Raw genomic sequence first — 19,056 nt, 5'->3', positions numbered from 1 at the left:
TCACCAAGGATCAGACCCGATGCAGGCACCCGATGAATTCAATCCTCCCGCCGGGATCGCCGAAACGCTAGAACCCGGGTTGCGCCGGATCCTGGCCCCAAACCCGTCGCCGATGACCTACCGGGGCACCAACACCTATTTGATCGGCGCCACGGATGTTGCGGTGATTGATCCCGGTCCAGCGAGTGAGGCACATCTGCAGGCGATCCTATCCGCCCTGGAAGCAGGTCAACGCATCAGTCATATTCTGGTCAGTCATAGCCATCTGGACCACTCCCCTCTTGCCCGCCCGTTGGCAGAGGCAACCGGCGCACCCGTTTATGCCTTCGGGGACGCCATCGCGGGACGCAGCGCCGTGATGACATCGCTCGCCGACGCAGGTCTGGCCGGTGGTGGCGAGGGCATCGACATAGAATTCGCGCCGGACATCGCTCTGCGGGATGGGGAGACCGTAATCGGCCCCGACTGGCAGCTGGAGGTGATCCATACCCCCGGCCATCTCGGCAACCATATTGCGTTTGCGTGGCGGGATGCCTGTTTCACTGCCGATCACGTGATGGGCTGGGCCAGCTCTCTGGTCTCGCCTCCGGATGGTGACCTGACCGATTTCATGGCCTCCTGCCAGCGGCTGGCCGCGCGCGACTGGCGGGTGTTTTACCCCGGCCATGGGGCCCCGGTGACAGACCCCGCCGCCCGCCTTGCATGGTTGATCGACCACCGCACAGGGCGAGAGGCCGCAATCCTTGCCGAACTCACTGCCGGCCCCGCCACCGTCACCGAGCTGACAGCGCGGATATACACTGAAACTCCGCCCTCCCTGCTTGTTGCCGCACAGCGCAATGTCTTCGCACACCTTGTTGATCTTGTGGGAAAATCCCGGGTTGCAACGGATGGCCCGCTGTCATTCGGTGCGCGTTTCAGACCTCTGCGCTGATCTTGCCGAAACCAGGTATTTTTTTTCCAAAAACCACAAAACGGCTCTGGACGCCACCAGATCGCACCGCTATACGGCACAGACCGTTCCGGCGTAGCTCAGCGGTAGAGCAGTTGACTGTTAATCAATTGGTCGTAGGTTCGATCCCTACCGCCGGAGCCAAAGAATTCAAGGGGTTAGAGGGATTTCTCTCTAATCCTTTTTCTTTTGGCAAATGGCGCTGCGTACTTTTTGACGCGGACATCAGCGCGCCCATACATATTGCAGGCCACAATCTTTGGCCCGCTGATTGCATCACCATGTGCCAAAAAACACCTTAGCCAAAGACTGGGGGTGCTCAGTTTGGCGACCGGTTATCGTGATCCCTAAGACGCAAGACCAGCGGTGCCAGTGCCAGAACCAGAACTGCCGCGACCAAGAACGGCGCGCCCGGGAGGTACCATTCGGCTTCACCGACAAATCGTTCGAACACCCCTGTCAGCACCAGCGGCGCCACAACGGCTGCGACGGATGACAGCGATGCAATCACCCCCTGCACCACGCCCTGCTGGTCTTCACCTACCCGATTGGCGGCAAAGGCGGTGATCAGCGGTGGCGCCATATCAGACAGGGCCGCAATCGGCAGGAAGACCACCACAACCCAGATTGCGCTGGCGAAACCAAAGCCGACCATAGCGATCACCGCCGCCACCATCGCGATGATCAGGGTTTTGAAATCTCCCAGACGTTTGGTCATCTGCGGCAGGATTCCAGCCTGCACCACAGCGATCAGGACCCCATAGGCAGACAGCGTCACCCCAATGGTAAACCCATCCCAGCCAAACACCTCACGGCCCCAGAAAGACCAGAGCGTCGGGTAGACCAGATTGGCAAATTCGAACACGAAAATACAGATCAATGGGATCGCCATCCCCGGAATAACAAAGGCGCGGAGCAGCGTACCAAAGGGGTTCAGATCGCGTTTGCCAAACGGGCGACGGTTTTCAGGTTTCAGGGACTCCGGCAGGATAACAATCCCAAACACCACGTTTAGAGCGGAGAGACCGGCCGCAATCCAGAACGGCGCGCTGATATGCAGGCCCGATGCCAGCCCGCCAAGCGCTGGTCCCAGCACAAAGCCAATGCCAAACGCCGCCCCGATCATGCCAAACGCCGCGCTGCGTTCTGTTGGCTTGGCAATGTCGGAAATATAGGCGGTTGCCGTGATATAGGTCGCGCCCGCCATCCCCGCGATGACGCGCCCGACCAGCAGCATCCAGTAGGTCTGCGCCAGCGCCATGATCACATAGTCAATAGTGAGCGTCACAAGTGCGAGGATCAGGACCGGCCGGCGCCCATAGGAATCCGACAGGCTGCCCACAATCGGGCCAAACAGAAACATCGCGGCGGCGTAGGCTGACATCATGATGCCGCTCCACAAGGCGCCTTCTGCGGTGCTTTGCGCGCCGACCCGCAGCATCAGGTCTGGCATGATCGGAAACACGATGCCAACGCCGATGGCATCGATCATCAAAGTGGCCAGAATAAACAGGAAAGGACCGGTTAACTTCATGTGGGCAGTCTTTATCAATCAGGATTGGTGCGGGCAGCGCCCCTTGGCGCGTTGGTAGCAATGCAAGGCAAGTACCGATAACGCTATTTGCGCCGCCCAGTTCGTTTTTTCCGCAATGACACAAAAACACCTCTGCCGGGACGCAAGGAGCGGATATTCTCCCCCCTTCAGGGCTGCGGAAATCGCAGCTCGATGCGTAATCCGCGTGTACCCCGGCCGGACGTCAGCACCAGTTCAGCCTCGTGGAGTTCAGCGATGGCTTTCACCATTGCCAACCCCAGCCCTGCCCCGGCGGTGTTGCGGCTGCGGTCAAGTCGATAAAGCGGATCCAGCACGCGCCCGCGCTCAGCCTCAGGGATGCCGGGGCCATCGTCCGTCACCGTCAGCCGGCTACCGGAGAGATCAATGGCAATCCTCGCCCCCTCCCCTGCGTGGCGAATGGCGTTTTCGATCAGATTGGCCAGCAACTGCATAATAAGGCTGCGGTCGGCCTGGATGGTGGCGGCGTTGGTAATCCGACAGGACAGGCTTTGTCCTGCGTCCTGTGCCACCGCCTCATAAATCTCATGCACTTGGTCAACCACCACGCCCAGATCTACCGCAGCAAACCCGTCGCGTCGTCCCTGGCTCTGCATTCGGGCAATCCGCTGGATCGCGCCAAAGATGGCAATGATATCATCCATCTGCGCAATCGCGGCCTCCCTGTGCGCAGTCTGATCCTCGGCCTCATCGGCTTCATCCAGATGCAGCCGCAGACGGGTCAGCGGCGTGCGCAGGTCATGGGCAATATTGGCCGAGAAATCAGACATCTGCCGAATGGAAGCCTGCAAACGCTCCGTTGCACCATCAATACGCGCGGCCAGCTCGTCAATATCGTCGCGGATCACCTTTGGTGCCAGCCGCAGATCCAATTCACCATCCGCAATACGGTCAAACCCGGCTCCGATCCGGTTCAGACGGCGCTGTGCCCGAATACCAAAGATCAACCCGATAATCAGCGCAGGCAGCGACAGGATGATCACAAAAATCAGGATTACACTGGTCAGATCCGACCCAAAGGCGCTAACACCCGGCGCATAGACCAGAAGGCGGCCATCCAGCACTGCGCCACTGTATATCCGCCAGCCAAGATCCGCCTCAATCTCAAACGCCACATCAAATCCCAGCTGCCCCGCAGCGTCCTCCTCGGCTGCAGGTCCGCCGTCGCTGGCCTCTTCCTCCTCATCCTCGTCGATCAGATCAAAGATCCGGTCGAGCGTCTCAAGCGCCTCGGGCTGAAACAGGGCTTCGGCCTCAAGGATATCAAAACCCTGGCTGTCAAAGGCGCCGCGCAATACCGGCCCCAGCACTTTGCCATCGGCCCGCAGCACCGCGTAGCCGACGCCACTGTCGGAAAACACTTCGGCGGTCACGATATCCTCAGGAAACTGCCCCTCCCGCGTCAGCCGGTCGCTGATGCGCTGATATTCTTCGCGCAGCGCCTCTTCGGTCTCGGCGCGGAATTCTTCGGTGATGACGTCATCCAGAAGCAGCCCGCCCAGCGTCAGCAGAACCAAAAAGGCCAGCGACAAGACAATCGCCTGACGTAGCGCGCTCATCCGGAAGAGGCGTCTGATAAAAGATCTAATCAATGAACATATACCCCGACCCGCGCACGGTTTTGATAAATTCCAGCCCGAACGGTTTTTCAATCTTGTTGCGCAGGCGGCTCATATGGGTTTCCACAACACTGGTGGATGGGTCGAAATTGATATCCCAGACCCGTTCCAGCAGCATCGCCCGGGTCTGGATCCGCCCCTTGGAGCGCATCAGGACCTCGAGCAGGCGAAACTCCTTGGGGTTCAGCAACACAGTTGTCCCGTTGCAGGCGCAGGTCTGACTGAGCAGATCCAGATCAAGCCCGCGATGTGAAAGCCGGGTTGCTGTCTCCGCGGCCTCGCCCCGACCGCGACGACAAAGGGCGGTGATCCGGGCCAGAAGCTCGGTCATGGCGAAGGGCTTGCTGAGATAGTCATCCGCGCCCGCCTCCAACCCCTCGACCCGGTCCTCAACAGCCCCAAGGGCGGTGAGCAGGATCAAAGGCGTGGTAATGCGCGCCGAACGCAGTGTCTTCAGCGCCGACAACCCGTCCAGATCGGGCGTCATCCGATCGAAGACCAACACATCATAGTCCCGCGTTGTGGCCGCCAGCAGCGCCTCACGGCCATTTTCAATCCAATCAACCACATGGCCTGCAGCCGTGAGGCCCTTGACCGTCCAGGTCCCGATTTCAGGATCATCTTCCAGCAAGAGTATTCGCATCACGCCACCGCCAGTTTCGGGAGAGCGACCAAGGGGCCGCCGAAACGACCTCTTGGTGCTGAAGTCGGGTCATGCCCGATGTTGACTGATCGCATCCGACCATATGCCCCCCGGCGCCGCAAGCCATACCAGTGCAGCGCCAGGTCTTGGCGTCATGCCAGAACGCGATGTCCACGTCCCTGCATGCAGCGGATCAGAATGGTGCGCCGCTGTTCATCCCGCTCGCTCTGCCCCTCAAGGGCGCCAACGCCCCCGCCAAGGACCGCGCCAACCAGCGCATCATCTGCGCGGTCGCCATCCTTGCTATCCACGGCACCGATGATACCGCCAATCACCGCACCTGTGACGGCACCCGATTGCAACGTCTTCTCCGTATGCCCTTCTGCCAAGGCCCGGCATGCCCCCAGATCTGCCTCATATCCAACCTGTTTGGGGCCGTCTGTCAGGAGCGGCTCATCAAAGCTGTTGCTACACGCAGCAACAGTCACAAGCACCGCACATCCTGCAAAAATCATTTTCATTGTCGTCTCTCTCCGTCGTCGGATTGCCGCACCTCTGAGTGCCTCGGGTGTTGGGCAAATCACTGAGACCGCATCCATCGCGGTCTGAAATTTCATGTCTTACTGAGCCGCTGCTGCTGTCCGGTCGCACCGTCTATCGGGCGCCAAATCCTACATCCCGGACAGCAGCTATTTCAGAGCGGCAGTTTAGCCCTTGTCATCCGGCGCAGCGCAGTGTTCGTCGTCGTCATCATCGTCGTGACGGTCACCGCTGAACAATTCACCATCCATCAAGGCTGCGAATTCCATCACGTCTTCGATGTCTTCTTCGATCAATTGCTGCATCAATTCCGGGGTCGCCGCAGTCTGGCGCGCGGTGCTGAGTACCGCCCCATCATCGGCGCTGATGATGACTTCCGTCAGGCTGGTGGGCGCGGCGATGGTGGCCTCATAGACCGGCTTGCTGTTGAACTCTTCCATGCTGAACTCAATCACACGCCCTTCTGCCTGTTCCCTGGCGATGGACATGGCCTGCTCAACACCGATGGGGGCGTTCAGCATCTGTTCGTAGGTCAGATCCGGTTCAAAAATCGTCTCGGCACGCACTGTCTGTGCTGCGAAGCCAAAGGCGATTAGCGTTGCGGTCATGACGATGCCGGTGGTGGTCTTGGTAACCATGGGATGTCCTCTCTTGGTGGGGCCGGGGCGATCACTGCGCCCCGGCTGATGAGAGGAACTTGGCGGTTCAGACTTACATGGTCTCTTCCGCTGCCTTACAAATTTGTAAGCTGGGAAAAATTGTCAGGCGAGGCTGGGCAGCCACAGCACAATCGACGGGAAGGCTACCAGCAGCGCGATGGTGATCCCATCCGCGATGAAAAACGGTGTCACGCCTTTGAACACATCCTGCACCGTCAGATCATCGCGCACACCCGCCACAACAAAACAGTTGAGGCCGATGGGCGGTGTGATCAGACAGAATTCGGCCATTTTGACCACCAGAATACCAAACCAGATCGCGCACATCGGGCCAGACATGCCAAAGGTGCTCTCCGCCGCTGAAACATATTCCCCGCCATTGAGCGCCATCACAGCCGGGTAGACCACCGGCAGAGTGAGCAGTAGCATACCAATCGCATCCATAAACATGCCCAGAACGGCATAGGCCAGCAGGATGCAGATCAGGATCAGCATTGGCGAGAGCGTCAGGGAGGTGATCCAGTCGGAGAACGCCGCCGGCAGTTCAGCAAAGCCCAGAAAGCGCACGTAGATCAGCACACCCCAGATAATGGTGAAGATCATCACCGACAGTTTCGCCGTTTCCAACAACGCGTCTTTCAGCTCTGCCCACCGCATGCCGCGATAAAGCGCCATCAGAAACACCACAAAGGCCCCGATTGCGCCTCCTTCGGTTGGCGTACCCCAGGCATCACCACCAAAGGGATTGTAGACAAACAGGATAATTGTCGCGACGACGAAAAGGATCGGCAGCGCAGGCGGCAGCGAGACAAGCCGCTCGCGCCAGGTGAAACCGGTGACCGCAGGGCCGAACCCCTTGATGGTCATCGCCATCCCGATGATCAGCAAACCGTAAACCACCGCCGAGAAGGCACCGGGGATAAAGCCTGCAAGCAGCAGTTTGCCCACGTCCTGCTCAACAATGATCGCATAGATCACCAGAATGGCCGAGGGTGGAATAAGCGAGGCCAACGTGCCCCCTGCCGCAACCACACCCGCCGCAAAGCGTTTGTCATAGCCGATTTTCAGCATCTCCGGGATGGCGATACGCGCAAACACGGCGGAGGTTGCAACCGACGCGCCGGAGACCGCGGCAAAGCCTGCGGTGGCAAAAACGGTAGACACTGCCAGCCCACCCGGCACCCATGCCAGCCAGCGCTTTGCAGCTTCAAACAGCGCCTTGGTGAGGCCCGCATAATAGGCAAGATAGCCGATCAGGATAAAGGTCGGGATAAGGCTGAGCGCCTGACTGGAGACCTTGGAATGCGGGACCTGCCCGGCGGTCTTCACGGCGATTGTCAGCGCCTTGGTGAAACGCTCGGGATCATAGCCAAACTTGGCCCAGAAAATCCACACAAGGCCAACCAGACCGGCAAGACCCGCCGCAAAGGCGACCCGCATCCCCAATAGCACCGTCGCCAGAAGAAAGCCGCTGACCCAGAGGCCGATTTCGATAGGTTCCATTGCCTGCCCCCTTAGTCGCGGTCGCTGGCGGAGGTTGACACTCCGCCCAGATGTTCAGCTTCGGCCGCGGCCTGTTCTGCGGCGCTTTGCACCAGTGGCACTGCGGCCGGGCGTGCCAGACCCAGGATCAGCGCCCGGCCGTAGCCCCAAACCTGCAGCAGCAAACGCAGGCACAGCACTGCAAACGCCACCGGCGCCAGCAATTTGGCAGGCCAGATCGGCAGGCCGATATCGATTGAACTGTCGCGGCTCCACAGGGGGGCCGCAAAATCAAAGGAGCGCAGAAAATGTGACCAGCTGCCCCAAAGCAGCGCCAGCATGAGCGCAAGGATCAACAGGACAGAAATCAGTTCAAACAGCCAAAGCGCCCGCCCACGCAGGGCAGAGATCACCAGATCCATCCGGATATGGCTGCCATCCCGCTGCACAAAGGAAATCCCCATGAAGGCAATCAGTGGCATCACCTGCTCGATCCAGTCGACATATCCCGGCAAGGGCGCGTTAAACGCGTTGCGCCCGCCAACCGACACCACTGCCAGCACCATCAGTGAAAACACCGCAAGGCCACTGATCAACGCCATCACGCGTTCCAGCCGCAAGAGTTGCCTGTCCCACCTGCTGATCAGGCTGCCATCTTCCAGCACCGCCGCACTGCCTGCCATGCCCTGCCCCCGTAATCTCTACTTCGCATTCATGCAAGAAAGGGCCGGCGCAGAACTGCCCGGCCCCCTTTGCAACTATATAAAGATCAGCTGCCTGATCGCTGATCGCTCAGGGTTTTCTGCACCAGATCATAAAGCTCCTGTGCAGGCAGACCTTGCGCGCTCATGTCTGCAATCCACTGTTCGCGGATCGGGTCGGCGGCCACTTTGCGGAACTCTGCCAGCTGGTCTTCGGAAATGGTGACCTTTTCGACGCCTTTTTCGGCCAGAACACTGTCCCATTTCTCAAGCAAGGCACCGTAGTTGGCGAGATAATGTGCAATCGCCTCGTCCACGGAGCTGTCGAGCGCCTCGCGCTCAGCATCGCTTAGCGCCTCATAGGCATCGGTGTTCACAACAACCGGGCAGTTCACGGTGCCGGGGTTGAGGTTTTCAGTCCACCAATCGGCCTTGTTGATGGTGCCAAAGCTCAGATGCGCATGCTGGGCAAAGGCAACGGTGTCAACCACGCCGGATTCCATCGCATTATACGCCTCGGTCGCGGTCACGGAGGTCGGCACGGCCCCAACGGCAGAAAACGCCTTACCGATGCCACCGGTGGCCCGAACACGCATATCCTTGAATTCGCCCAGTTCGTCACGGGCTTCGCCGGTGCCGACGATATTGTACTGCGGCATCGGCGAGGTCATCAGCAGCTTCGCGTTCCAGCGCGCCAGATCTTTCTGGACGGCAGGATGTGCATAAACCGCGTGGCTGACGGCCACTTCTTCCTCAAGGTTTGCAACACCCAGGAATGGCAATTCCAGCACAGTGATCGTCGGGTTTTTATCCCGGTGATATCCGGCGCAGAACTGCGCCATCTCGAAGGCGCCGATGGAGATCCCGTCGAGATTCTCTTTGTTCTTTGACAGGCCACCATAGCTGATGTTCATGGTGAATTCGCCGCCGGTCTTCTCAGAGACCAGCTCAGCCAGCTTTTCAACATGTTCCGTAAAGGCGCGCCGCTTGCCCCAGACGGAGACATTCCATTCGGTGGCGGCCGCACTGCCTGCAATGGACAGGCCCGCAATCGCCGCAGTTGCGGCGGTCAGATAAGTGTTCATGAGTTCCTCCCAGTTTGTACTCTTGCCCCGTTGCCCCGTGCCAACCTCTCAATCGCCTGAGCGCTGGCCTGACCACAATCGTCAGATTGAGGCCCGTCATAAGTGCAAAGTGACGAGCATCTGGCACCACGCTAGCGCCAAGCCACGGCGCTGCCAACCCCACACGACAGCCGTGCGGCATGGGCACAAAACCTGCTCACATCATGAGCGTATGGATCCCTCTTGACCGCCATCAACGCTCAAACAACGGTCCGACGCCCGGCCGCCTGTCACAGTTTGCCGCAGGCGATGGGGCCAGTCGCCGCAGGCTGATAGCGCCAGCACTGCGCTGTGCCCAGAATAGCACCCCCGAAACCCAAGCCAATATTTTACAGCTAACATTATGATAAATATTAGATTACTGCCGCACAAACCCGCGTTATTTACAGTTACGCCACCTATAGGGAAATAGCTTTACAGGTAAACCCTTATTCCACGGACACTTATTTCCTTATTTTCAAGCTTGGGTATTATCGCTGCGGAGGACGGAAAAGGTTTGACACATCCCGCCGTGCGCTGTGGTGTGCCATTCCGAGAACAGACTGGAGGGAGGGACACAAGATGACCCAGGAGAGCGACAGCAAAGCCTATGCGCCGTCGGAGGAGACGGTAGCACGCGCCCATGTCAATGCTGCACAATATGACGAGATGTACACCGCTTCTATGCAGGATCCAGAAGGGTTCTGGCGTCAGCAGGCGGAGCGGATCGACTGGATCAAACCCTTCACCCAGGTGAAGGATGTGGACTTCACGCTCGGCAATGTCTCAATCAACTGGTATGGCGACGGCACCCTGAACGTCTCCGCCAACTGCATCGACCGTCACCTGGAGAGCCGCGGCGACCAGACCGCGATCATCTGGGAGCCGGACAGCCCCGAAGAACCTGCCCAGCACATCACCTACAGCGAACTGCACCGCCGCACCTGCCGGATGGCCAACATCCTGGAGTCGATGGGCGTGCGCAAGGGCGACCGGGTGGTGATTTATCTCCCGATGATCCCCGAAGCGGCCTATGCCATGCTGGCCTGCGCCCGGATCGGCGCCATTCATTCGATTGTCTTTGCCGGTTTCTCCCCCGACGCGCTCGCCGCGCGGATCAACGGCTGCGATGCCAAAGTGCTGATCACCGCGGATGAGGCCCCCCGCGGCGGCCGCAAGACGGCGCTGAAATCCAACGCCGATGCCGCCCTGCTGCACACCAAGGACACGGTGAAATGCCTGGTGGTCAAACGCACCGGTGGCCAGACCACCTGGGTCGACGGCCGTGACTATGACTACAACGAAATGGCGCTGGAAGCAGAGGATTACTGCGCCCCTGCCGAAATGAACGCCGAGGACCCTCTATTCATCCTCTACACCTCCGGCTCTACCGGCCAGCCCAAGGGCGTTGTCCACACCACCGGCGGCTACCTGACCTATGCGGCGATGACCCATGAGATCACCTTTGATTATCATGACGGCGACATCTACTGGTGCACAGCGGACGTGGGCTGGGTCACCGGCCACAGCTATATCGTCTACGGCCCCCTTGCCAACGGTGCCACCACGCTGATGTTCGAGGGCGTGCCGACCTACCCCGATGCCTCCCGCTTCTGGCAGGTCTGCGAAAAGCACAAGGTGAACCAGTTCTACACCGCCCCCACCGCGCTGCGCGCCCTGATGGGCCAGGGCAACGAATGGGTCGAGAAATGCGACCTGTCCTCCCTCCGCACCCTTGGCACCGTGGGCGAGCCGATCAACCCGGAAGCCTGGAACTGGTACAACGAGGTTGTCGGCAAGGGCAAATGCCCGATTGTCGACACCTGGTGGCAGACCGAAACCGGCGGCCACCTGATGACCCCGCTGCCGGGTGCGCATGCGATGAAGCCGGGTGCCGCAATGAAACCCTTCTTCGGCATCCAGCCGGTGGTTCTGGACCCCCAGTCCGGCGTCGAGATCAACGGCAACGGCGTCGAAGGCGTGCTGTGCATCAAGGACAGCTGGCCGGGCCAGATGCGCACCGTCTGGGGCGATCATGAGCGCTTCGAGAAAACCTATTTCTCCGACTACAAGGGTTACTACTTCACCGGCGACGGCTGCCGCCGCGACGAGGACGGCGACTATTGGATCACCGGCCGCGTCGACGACGTGATCAACGTCTCCGGCCACCGCATGGGCACCGCTGAGGTCGAAAGCGCGCTGGTGGCCCATGCCGCCGTGGCCGAGGCCGCCGTGGTCGGCTACCCGCATGAGATCAAGGGCCAGGGCATCTACTGCTATGTCACCCTGATGAACGACCGTGAGCCTTCGGATGAGCTGCTGAAGGAGCTGCGCACCTGGGTCCGCACCGAGATCGGCCCGATTGCCTCCCCGGATGTGATCCAATGGGCGCCGGGCCTGCCGAAAACCCGCTCCGGCAAGATCATGCGTCGAATCCTGCGCAAGATTGCCGAGAACGATTTCGGCTCGCTTGGCGACACCTCGACCCTGGCCGATCCGTCGGTGGTCGAAGACCTGATCGAAAACCGAGCCGATAAAGGATGATTGCCGATATGGACACCGCAGTTCTTACCCGCCCCGCTGTTTTGATCCTGCTCGGCCCTCCTGGTGCCGGCAAGGGGACGCAAGCGCGCAAACTGGAACAAGGGTTTGGCCTTGTGCAACTGTCGACCGGCGATCTGTTGCGGGCAGCTGTTGCTGCGGGCACGCCTGCCGGCCTTGCTGCAAAGGCTGTAATGGAGGCCGGGGAGCTGGTCAGCGACGAGATCGTGATCAACATTCTGCGCGACCGGCTGGCCGAGCCTGACTGCGCCAAAGGCGTGATCCTCGACGGGTTCCCCCGTACCACGGTGCAGGCCGAGGCGCTGGACCGGCTGCTGGCGGAATCGGGTCAGCGGATCAATGCCGCTGTCAGCCTTGAGGTGGACGACGCCGCGATGGTGGCCCGCGTGGCCGGGCGCTACACCTGTGGCGGCTGTGGCGAGGGCTATCATGACCAGTTCAAACAACCACGCGTGGCTGGCACCTGCGATGCGTGTGGCAGCACAGATATGACGCGTCGCGCGGATGACAACGCCGAGACTGTCACCAGTCGGCTGGCCGCTTATCACGCGCAGACAGCCCCGCTGATCAGCTACTACGGCGGCAAGGGTGTGCTGAGCCGAATCGATGCTATGGGCGAGATCAACCACATTGCAAACGCGCTGAGTGCCGTGGTCAAATCAGCTACCGCCTGAGCGATTTTCTGAAATGTCCGGGCGGGTAAGACGTCACCACGACGTTCTGTCACCAACCTATTGAACAGGCCCACATAAAAATGTGGGCCTGTTTTCAATCCGCTCTGGCTTTTGTTGATGCGCGTGCCACATTGGAAGCGGGTAGACATGGGATCCCTCCCATGGCACCCAGCAAAGACCTGAAGTGAAAGCGCGCGCGAAATGTCCGAAACCAGTTTTATTCCCGGCCCCGACAGCCTGCGAGCCTATCGCGATGCTTTGGGATGCTTCGGCACTGGCGTCACTGTTGTGACCACCCGCACGGATCGGGGTCCGTTGGCGATTACCGCCAACAGCTTCACATCTGTCTCCATGGATCCGCCGCTACTACTATGGTGCCCCGCACGGCAGTCCAAGCGCCACGATCCCTTTGTCGCGGCATCCCATTTTGCCATTCACGTGATGGCAGAGGATCAGCTGGATATGGCGATGCACTTTGCCCGCAATGGCGAAGATTTCTCCTGCGTGCCGCAGCACCAGAACGACAATGGGGTGCCCGTGCTGCCAAATGTCATTGCCCGTTTCGATTGCCGCAGGCATGCCTGCCACGACGGCGGCGACCACAGCATCCTGGTGGGTGCTGTTCTGCGCACCACCAGCCGTCCCGGCAAAGGCCTAATTTTCAAGCGAGGTCAATATGGTGGGTTTCTTGAGCAGAGTTAGCCGCGCAGCCTGTGGCTTGGCGCAATCGCGCGCTAGGATAACTTATCAGCCCGACCAGCCCCAAAGAGCGCCGATACGCGCGCCAGATCCGGCCAGAGCACGCGCCGCGTGTCCACCTGCCCGCTCCTGGATGACGCGGTCTCAGGCCCGCGCTCTTTGAGATCCGCACCCCCCTCACCGGACCAGGTGCCCGCCCCGCCGCCGGGCCAGTCGTCTGGTCCCTGACGGTCTTTCTTCACTGGGTCGCAGCTGAGAGAGTGATTTTCAATCGTAAGGTCATTGGGGCCTCTATCGGTTTCATTCAAGCAGCTAGCCTGCCCCTGCACCTCAGTCTGATCCGCAGTCAGCACCTCAGTTGAGCTTGAACCGGACACCCCATCCGACCAGAAAAAATCTTGATGGGTCAGCGATACCGCCATCCGGTGCGGTGACAGCTCCAGCCGCGGTACCAGACGGATCGCGTTTTGGCGGCAGACTGACACACACAACCCACATTGCATGCAGTCAGCCTCAACAAAGTCCAATCCGGCACCATTCTCAGCTCCAATCAGTGCGTTGGTCGGACACACCCAGGTGCAGGCCTGACAAAGGGTGCAATCACCGGTCAGCTCAATCCCGCCGTAAGGCGCATCCTGCGGCAAAGCGATCACATCCATGTCTTCAGACAGGGTCACGCTAGCAAAAAGCTGCAAGGCCTCGCGCCGACGTGCCGGTTTGACTCCGCTGTCACCGTCTGTTCCGCGGTGAACCAGTTCCGGGAGCTGAGAAATGCCCTCGGTCAGTAGTTGTTCCAGATGGATGGTGGAATGAAACAGAACGACACGGTCTTCCAGTCCAAAGCAGGCCGCCAGCTCCATCTCACGCAGTTGCGCCAGACGTGCGTTCTGCTCCAGTGCTGCTTCCACCAACACCCAGTCAAACCCGTCCGAGATTGCATGCAACAGATCAGCATGGCCTGCGCGTTCAAGCCCCCGTGTGGCCGCCGCGATGACATCCATACCCGTCAGAGCAACCCGATCTTTCAATGTCGACACCTCTAATTCGTGCTGGGCATCGTACATCACCAATACTTGATCGACCCCCCGTATCCCCCTGTCATCCCCACAGTGTTTTTGCCGGCGCTGCATAGCAGCCTGACATAAATCGGCCAGTGGCCAGCGAACTTGGCTTTCTGGATTGTAACGCCGGTAGGATGATCCGGGATGCGACACCTGAGCGGTTGCCTTGTGCTCGGTCCTATCCCGCACATCAGGCAGAGATCGCAGGCAGAGTTGAACATTTTCCCAGACAGTCATGGTCTCTTCCTTCGGATTGAAATCCAAACCACAGCCGAAACGCTCGATCGTTCGATGACACAAGGTTAACATGGAATTGCCATTTGTAACGGGTATTCAAAAAGTAAGACTCAACTTTTAACTGTTATTTATTCCTGAACTTCTGTCACAGCCGGTATCTAAAATCGAGTTTTCTCAAACAAACGAATGCCTATTTACCTGGTATCTAAACCCGGCCGGAGCCGGATCTGTCGGAGACCAGCCAGGCCCAATTGACGATGAACGCGTGGCCGCTATCCAATCACAGATCAGCCTTGACCATATCCCGGATCTTGACTGCCTTTTCAAAGTGGTTCAGCTGATGGCATTTAATCCACCATTCCGCCGCCTCCATCAGCTGCACCGGATCGTCATTCCGGTTGGCAAAAAACGCATAAAAGGACAGCCCCACATTTTCACCTTTTTTTGCAGTTTTCTCCTCGCAAACCGTGACGATCTTCTGCCGCAAACTGTCTCTCATCGTCTTGATCCTATAAATTCCCGACGGTTTCGACGCCATCAATACGCAATAAAATCAGCCCGTTAAACACACATCTCACGACAAATAAAAATCCCGCCCGCAGAGGCGGACGGGACAAATTCCACATGCACGAAACTTAGTTCAGCGCAGCGTCGGTAATAACATGCGTCCAGGCGCCCTCAGGCTCTTTGGTGATCACCGGGCTTGAACCGCCATCAAGCAGCGTCTTCACCGTGCGCTGGTAGTCCGCCTCGCTCAGCGCACCATTGCTACCGGCTGTGAGCTTGGCCACCTCAGACATCATCCGCTTCTGGTGCTCCTCTGTCTGGGCGCCGGAGGCATCATTGTCCAAGACAATCTCTGCCGCGTCATCCGGATTTTCCTCGGCCCATTTCCAGCCTTTCATCGAGGCGCGTACGAAACGCTGCATCTTATCGACAAAGGCCGGATCGTTCAGGTTCTCTTCCAGCACATAAAGACCATCTTCAAGCGTTGCCACGCCCTGATCCTCATATTTGAAGGTAATCAACTCATCCGGGGCCACGCCCGCATCAATCACCTGCCAATATTCATTATAGGTCATGGTCGAAATGCAATCCGCCTGACGCTGCAACAGCGGATCGACATTGAAGCCCTGCTTCAGAACCTCGACACCTTTCTCGCCTTTGCCTTCGGTCGAAATCCCCAACTGGCTCATCCAGCTCATGAAAGGGAATTCATTGCCGAAGAACCAGACGCCAAGGGTTCGGTTGGCCAGATCTTCAGGCGCAGCAATGCCGGTGTCTTTCCAACAGGTCAGCATCATGCCGGAGCTTTTGTACGGCTGGGCGATATTGACCAGCGGCAGACCTTTCTCCCGCGCGGCCAGCGCGGCTGGCATCCACTCAACCGTGACATCCGCGCCGCCCCCGGCAATCACCTGGGTCGGCGCAATATCCGGACCACCAGGCAGAATGGTGACATCCAGATCCTCAGCCTCATAGAACCCCTGATCCAACGCGACATAATAGCCTGCAAACTGGGCCTGTGTGACCCATTTCAGCTGCAGTTTCACCTCATCGGCGGCCTGCGCCACCGATGCAGCCCCCAGCGCCATGGCGGCGGCGGTCAGCAGTGTTTTCATCTGTCTTCTCCCTGTTGTTATATCTGGTTGTAGTCCTGAATTCTGCGCGAGTTACCCCGCTGTCTCCAAAGGTTTTCTTCCAGTTGGCGCCAACTTCCAAACCGCAGGTCGCAAAGCTGCCTATCCCCGTTGCGACGGGTGCCAGAAGGTGAGCGTTTTCTCAATCAGCGCCATCATGCCATAAAATGCCGACCCGGCCAGTGCCGCCACAAGAATCTCGGCCCAGACCATATCCAGCGCCAGCTGCCCCACCGAGGTCGAGATCCGAAATCCCATGCCCACAGTTGGTGAACCAAAGAACTCCGCCACAATGGCCCCAACCAGCGCCAGCGTCGTGGAAATCTTCAGCCCGTTAAAGATAAACGGCAGCGCAGCCGGCAGGCGCAGTTTGAAAAAACTCTGCCAATAACTGGCCGCATAGGTCTGCATCAGATCACGTTGCATCGCTGAGGTCTCGCGCAGTCCTGCCACCGTATTCACAAGGACAGGGAAGAACACCATCACCACAACCACCGCCGCTTTTGACTGCCAGTCGAACCCAAACCACATCACAAGAATAGGAGCCGTGCCGACAATGGGCAGCGCCGCAACAAAATTCCCCACTGGCAACAGTCCGCGGCGCAGGAAATCGCTGCGGTCCACCGCAATCGCCATCAGCAACGCAGCACCGCAGCCGATGATATAGCCAGACAGCGCGCCCTTCAGGATCGTCTGCTGGAAATCCTGCCAAAGAACCGGCAGGCTTGTGGCAAAGCGCGCAGCGATGACGCTGGGGGCTGGCAGGATCACCAAAGAGACCTCAAGCCCGCGCACCAACAGTTCCCAGACAATCAGCAGCGTCACACCAAAAATGGCCGGAACCAACAGTTTCACCGCAGACGTATTCGATGCCGAACTATTGGCCAGCCGACCGTTCAGCCACCACCCCGCACACCATATAAGCAGCGCCATAGATACCATCACCATTGGCCACGCCCCCCGTTCTTCTGACCCGAAATATCCCGGGTGAGCCGCAAAACGGCGAGGGCAGCGCCCTCAATCCCATCAGCGTTCATGCCTGCACCCCCATCCGTTTCAGAACCAGACGCTCAATAACGCCCAGCAGGGCAACCAATGCTGTGGCCAGAATTGCAGCGGCAAACAGCGCTGACCAGATCTGCACGGTCTGCCCATAGTAGCTGCCCGCCAGAAGCCGCGCGCCAAGCCCGGCGACGGCACCGGTTGGCAACTCCCCAACGATGGCCCCAACAAGCGAAGCTGCGATACCAATTTTCAAAGAGGCAAACAGATAGGGCATCGAGGCCGGCAGGCGCAGCTTCCAGAACCCCTGCCCCAGGCTCGCATTATAGGTCTTCAGCAAATCCAGCTGCATCTGATCAGGGCTGCGCAGCCCCTTGACCATACCAACAACAACCGGAAAGAAACTGAGATAGGCCGAAATCACCGCCTTCGGCAGGATCCCCTGCACGCCGATGGAGTACAAAACCACGATGATCATCGGGGCCAACGCAATGATAGGAATGGTCTGGCTGACAATCGCCCAGGGCATCACCGACATATCCATCACACGGCTATGCACGATGCCAACCGCCAAGAGGATCCCCAGACCGGTGCCAATAGCAAACCCGAGCAATGTCGCCGAAAGCGTCACCTGCCCATGGTAGATCAGGCTCCGCTTGGAGGTGAGCTTCTTCTCCACCGTGGTCTCCCACAGCTCTACTGCCACCTGATGCGGCGCAGGCAGTCGCGGCCGGTCCTGCGACCAGACATCCCCGATAGCAAAGGAATTGGCCGCAACCAGTCCAATCGAGCCCATGTCGCGACGCTCGCGGGCGGTGGCCGGAACCACCTCTGCACCCGCTCGCTCGGCGGCATCCAGAACCCCCTTGATGTTCATCGGAACGCAGGCCGCGTACCAGATCACGGCAATTGCCGCGAGGACGCTTAAGACAGCAAGCGCTGTTTTCATGATCCTGCCCCTTTCCACCCGATCGCATGCGACGCCAATTTTTTCCGAAGAAAACTCCTCGGAAAATTCGAATTTTCCAGGGGCATATCTCTGCCGCTGCGCCGATCAGTCATCGGCATGCCCCGCGCGCAGACCGTCACGGACGCGGTGGGCGATCTCGATAAACTCAGCGCTGTCACGAATGTCCAAAGGCCGTTCCTTAGGTAGCGGGCTGTCGATCACATCGTGAATGCGCCCCGGACGCGGTGACATCACCACGATCTTCGTGGACAGGTAGACCGCCTCCGGAATGGAATGTGTGACAAACCCGATGGTCTTGTCGGTGCGCGCCCAAAGCTTCAGCAGCTGTTCATTCAGGTGATCCCGCACGATCTCATCCAGCGCCCCAAAGGGCTCATCCATCAACAGGATATCCGCATCAAACGCCAGAGCCCGCGCAATGCTGGCCCGCTGCTGCATCCCCCCCGACAGCTGCCAGGGGTACTTGCCACCAAACCCCGCCAGCTCCACCAGCTCCAAAACCTGCTCGACCCGAGCGGCCTGCTCAGCCTTGGAATAGCCCATGATTTCAAGTGGCAGTTTGATGTTCTTGGCAATCGACCGCCAGGGATATAGCCCGGCAGCCTGAAACACATAGCCGTAGGCGCGTTGCCTGCGGGCCTCATCCGGTGTCATGCCATTGACCATCAACGCGCCGCCAGTGGGTTGTTCCAGCGCAGCAATGCAGCGCAGGAACGTGGTCTTGCCACATCCGGAGGGGCCGATAAAGGAGACAAAATCGCCTTTGTTGATCTCTAGGCTCACATCCTTCAGCGCATGCACCGGGCCGTCATTGGTCTGAAAGGTCAGGTCCAGATTGCGCGCCTCGATGACCGGCGCCTGCGGGGTGATATCGGAAGCGGCGGCCTGGGAATTGAGCGCCTGGGTGGTCGTTTCCATATTCATCTATTCGCCTTGATT

At 59.1% G+C, this 19,056-nt stretch carries 18 protein-coding genes and 1 tRNA gene; 5 read left to right on the top strand and 14 right to left on the bottom strand.

Features of this window, described 5'->3' with window-relative positions; translation table 11 throughout:
- Window positions 1–19 precede the first annotated feature (19 nt).
- On the top strand, window positions 20–934 hold the full coding sequence (locus OO25_RS02220; protein ID WP_040178264.1) for an MBL fold metallo-hydrolase: 915 nt from the start codon (window positions 20–22) through the stop codon (window positions 932–934).
- Window positions 935–1,021: 87 nt separating this feature from the next.
- Window positions 1,022–1,096, top strand: a tRNA-Asn gene (locus OO25_RS02215).
- 175 nt (window positions 1,097–1,271) lie between these two features.
- On the opposite strand, the gene OO25_RS02210 is transcribed toward OO25_RS02215, so the two are convergent.
- From OO25_RS02210 to OO25_RS02175, 8 genes are all read right to left on the bottom strand, one after another.
- The gene (locus OO25_RS02210) at window positions 1,272–2,486 is read right to left on the bottom strand and encodes a tetracycline resistance MFS efflux pump (RefSeq protein WP_040178262.1); all 1,215 of its coding nucleotides are present in this window, start codon (window positions 2,484–2,486) and stop codon (window positions 1,272–1,274) included.
- 167 nt (window positions 2,487–2,653) lie between these two features.
- Window positions 2,654–4,084, bottom strand: coding sequence for a HAMP domain-containing sensor histidine kinase (locus OO25_RS02205; protein WP_040178260.1), 1,431 nt, complete (start codon window positions 4,082–4,084; stop codon window positions 2,654–2,656).
- A 25-nt stretch (window positions 4,085–4,109) separates the two neighbouring features.
- Window positions 4,110–4,787 (bottom strand): response regulator transcription factor, encoded by a 678-nt coding sequence (locus tag OO25_RS02200; protein WP_040168736.1) that lies wholly within the window; start codon window positions 4,785–4,787, stop codon window positions 4,110–4,112.
- A 152-nt stretch (window positions 4,788–4,939) separates the two neighbouring features.
- Entirely contained in the window at window positions 4,940–5,308 is a 369-nt protein-coding gene (locus tag OO25_RS02195; protein WP_040178259.1) for a glycine zipper domain-containing protein, read from the bottom strand.
- A gap of 186 nt (window positions 5,309–5,494) precedes the next feature.
- Window positions 5,495–5,965 (bottom strand): PepSY domain-containing protein, encoded by a 471-nt coding sequence (locus tag OO25_RS02190; RefSeq protein WP_040178258.1) that lies wholly within the window; start codon window positions 5,963–5,965, stop codon window positions 5,495–5,497.
- A 123-nt stretch (window positions 5,966–6,088) separates the two neighbouring features.
- The gene (locus OO25_RS02185) at window positions 6,089–7,489 is read right to left on the bottom strand and encodes a TRAP transporter large permease (RefSeq protein ID WP_040178257.1); all 1,401 of its coding nucleotides are present in this window, start codon (window positions 7,487–7,489) and stop codon (window positions 6,089–6,091) included.
- Between the two features lie 11 nt (window positions 7,490–7,500).
- Window positions 7,501–8,151: a TRAP transporter small permease subunit gene (locus OO25_RS02180; protein WP_040173276.1), complete on the bottom strand. Its 651-nt coding sequence runs from the start codon at window positions 8,149–8,151 to the stop codon at window positions 7,501–7,503.
- A gap of 86 nt (window positions 8,152–8,237) precedes the next feature.
- Window positions 8,238–9,254 (bottom strand): C4-dicarboxylate TRAP transporter substrate-binding protein, encoded by a 1,017-nt coding sequence (locus tag OO25_RS02175; RefSeq protein ID WP_024097520.1) that lies wholly within the window; start codon window positions 9,252–9,254, stop codon window positions 8,238–8,240.
- Between the two features lie 600 nt (window positions 9,255–9,854).
- On the opposite strand from OO25_RS02175, the gene acs reads away from it, so the two are divergent.
- The 3 genes from acs to OO25_RS02160 all read left to right on the top strand — a co-directional run bounded on the left by acs (window position 9,855) and on the right by OO25_RS02160 (window position 13,210).
- Window positions 9,855–11,816 (top strand): acetate--CoA ligase, encoded by a 1,962-nt coding sequence (gene acs / locus OO25_RS02170; RefSeq protein ID WP_040178256.1) that lies wholly within the window; start codon window positions 9,855–9,857, stop codon window positions 11,814–11,816.
- A gap of 8 nt (window positions 11,817–11,824) precedes the next feature.
- A complete protein-coding gene (locus OO25_RS02165; protein ID WP_040173347.1) occupies window positions 11,825–12,508 on the top strand; it encodes an adenylate kinase in 684 nt (227 codons plus the stop codon).
- A gap of 201 nt (window positions 12,509–12,709) precedes the next feature.
- Window positions 12,710–13,210, top strand: coding sequence for a flavin reductase family protein (locus OO25_RS02160; protein WP_040178255.1), 501 nt, complete (start codon window positions 12,710–12,712; stop codon window positions 13,208–13,210).
- A gap of 32 nt (window positions 13,211–13,242) precedes the next feature.
- On the opposite strand, the gene OO25_RS02155 is transcribed toward OO25_RS02160, so the two are convergent.
- From OO25_RS02155 to OO25_RS02130, 6 genes are all read right to left on the bottom strand, one after another.
- Window positions 13,243–14,271: a 4Fe-4S dicluster domain-containing protein gene (locus OO25_RS02155; RefSeq protein WP_241770597.1), complete on the bottom strand. Its 1,029-nt coding sequence runs from the start codon at window positions 14,269–14,271 to the stop codon at window positions 13,243–13,245.
- 514 nt (window positions 14,272–14,785) lie between these two features.
- Window positions 14,786–15,004: a DUF6500 family protein gene (locus tag OO25_RS02150; RefSeq protein WP_040178254.1), complete on the bottom strand. Its 219-nt coding sequence runs from the start codon at window positions 15,002–15,004 to the stop codon at window positions 14,786–14,788.
- A gap of 136 nt (window positions 15,005–15,140) precedes the next feature.
- On the bottom strand, window positions 15,141–16,127 hold the full coding sequence (locus OO25_RS02145) for an ABC transporter substrate-binding protein (RefSeq protein ID WP_014874414.1): 987 nt from the start codon (window positions 16,125–16,127) through the stop codon (window positions 15,141–15,143).
- 120 nt (window positions 16,128–16,247) lie between these two features.
- Window positions 16,248–17,093 carry an ABC transporter permease gene (locus tag OO25_RS02140; protein WP_040178253.1) on the bottom strand — a complete coding sequence of 282 codons (846 nt, stop codon included), beginning with the start codon at window positions 17,091–17,093 and terminating at the stop codon, window positions 16,248–16,250.
- An 85-nt stretch (window positions 17,094–17,178) separates the two neighbouring features.
- Complete coding sequence (locus OO25_RS02135; RefSeq protein ID WP_040178251.1) at window positions 17,179–18,096, bottom strand: ABC transporter permease; 918 nt, start codon at window positions 18,094–18,096, stop codon at window positions 17,179–17,181.
- Between the two features lie 105 nt (window positions 18,097–18,201).
- Window positions 18,202–19,041: an ABC transporter ATP-binding protein gene (locus tag OO25_RS02130; protein WP_040178250.1), complete on the bottom strand. Its 840-nt coding sequence runs from the start codon at window positions 19,039–19,041 to the stop codon at window positions 18,202–18,204.
- Between the last annotated feature and the right edge of the window lie 15 nt (window positions 19,042–19,056).

Origin of the sequence: Phaeobacter sp. S60, assembly GCF_000826845.1 — a bacterium.
Taxonomy (GTDB): Bacteria; Pseudomonadota; Alphaproteobacteria; order Rhodobacterales; family Rhodobacteraceae; genus Phaeobacter; species Phaeobacter piscinae.
This window is presented reverse-complemented; position numbering and strand designations above follow the sequence as displayed.

Excerpts from the sequence above, each read along its gene's own strand:
- OO25_RS02220 (WP_040178264.1), top strand. The coding sequence starts at position 20 with ATGCAGGCACCCGATGAATTCAATCCTCCCGCCGGGATCGCCGAAACG.
- OO25_RS02210 (WP_040178262.1), bottom strand. The coding sequence starts at position 2,486 with ATGAAGTTAACCGGTCCTTTCCTGTTTATTCTGGCCACTTTGATGATC.
- OO25_RS02205 (WP_040178260.1), bottom strand. The coding sequence starts at position 4,084 with ATGAGCGCGCTACGTCAGGCGATTGTCTTGTCGCTGGCCTTTTTGGTT.
- OO25_RS02200 (WP_040168736.1), bottom strand. The coding sequence starts at position 4,787 with ATGCGAATACTCTTGCTGGAAGATGATCCTGAAATCGGGACCTGGACG.
- OO25_RS02195 (WP_040178259.1), bottom strand. The coding sequence starts at position 5,308 with ATGAAAATGATTTTTGCAGGATGTGCGGTGCTTGTGACTGTTGCTGCG.
- OO25_RS02190 (WP_040178258.1), bottom strand. The coding sequence starts at position 5,965 with ATGGTTACCAAGACCACCACCGGCATCGTCATGACCGCAACGCTAATC.
- OO25_RS02185 (WP_040178257.1), bottom strand. The coding sequence starts at position 7,489 with ATGGAACCTATCGAAATCGGCCTCTGGGTCAGCGGCTTTCTTCTGGCG.
- OO25_RS02180 (WP_040173276.1), bottom strand. The coding sequence starts at position 8,151 with ATGGCAGGCAGTGCGGCGGTGCTGGAAGATGGCAGCCTGATCAGCAGG.
- OO25_RS02175 (WP_024097520.1), bottom strand. The coding sequence starts at position 9,254 with ATGAACACTTATCTGACCGCCGCAACTGCGGCGATTGCGGGCCTGTCC.
- acs (WP_040178256.1), top strand. The coding sequence starts at position 9,855 with ATGACCCAGGAGAGCGACAGCAAAGCCTATGCGCCGTCGGAGGAGACG.
- OO25_RS02165 (WP_040173347.1), top strand. The coding sequence starts at position 11,825 with ATGGACACCGCAGTTCTTACCCGCCCCGCTGTTTTGATCCTGCTCGGC.
- OO25_RS02160 (WP_040178255.1), top strand. The coding sequence starts at position 12,710 with ATGTCCGAAACCAGTTTTATTCCCGGCCCCGACAGCCTGCGAGCCTAT.
- OO25_RS02155 (WP_241770597.1), bottom strand. The coding sequence starts at position 14,271 with ATGTACGATGCCCAGCACGAATTAGAGGTGTCGACATTGAAAGATCGG.
- OO25_RS02150 (WP_040178254.1), bottom strand. The coding sequence starts at position 15,004 with ATGAGAGACAGTTTGCGGCAGAAGATCGTCACGGTTTGCGAGGAGAAA.
- OO25_RS02145 (WP_014874414.1), bottom strand. The coding sequence starts at position 16,127 with ATGAAAACACTGCTGACCGCCGCCGCCATGGCGCTGGGGGCTGCATCG.
- OO25_RS02140 (WP_040178253.1), bottom strand. The coding sequence starts at position 17,093 with ATGGTGATGGTATCTATGGCGCTGCTTATATGGTGTGCGGGGTGGTGG.
- OO25_RS02135 (WP_040178251.1), bottom strand. The coding sequence starts at position 18,096 with ATGAAAACAGCGCTTGCTGTCTTAAGCGTCCTCGCGGCAATTGCCGTG.
- OO25_RS02130 (WP_040178250.1), bottom strand. The coding sequence starts at position 19,041 with ATGAATATGGAAACGACCACCCAGGCGCTCAATTCCCAGGCCGCCGCT.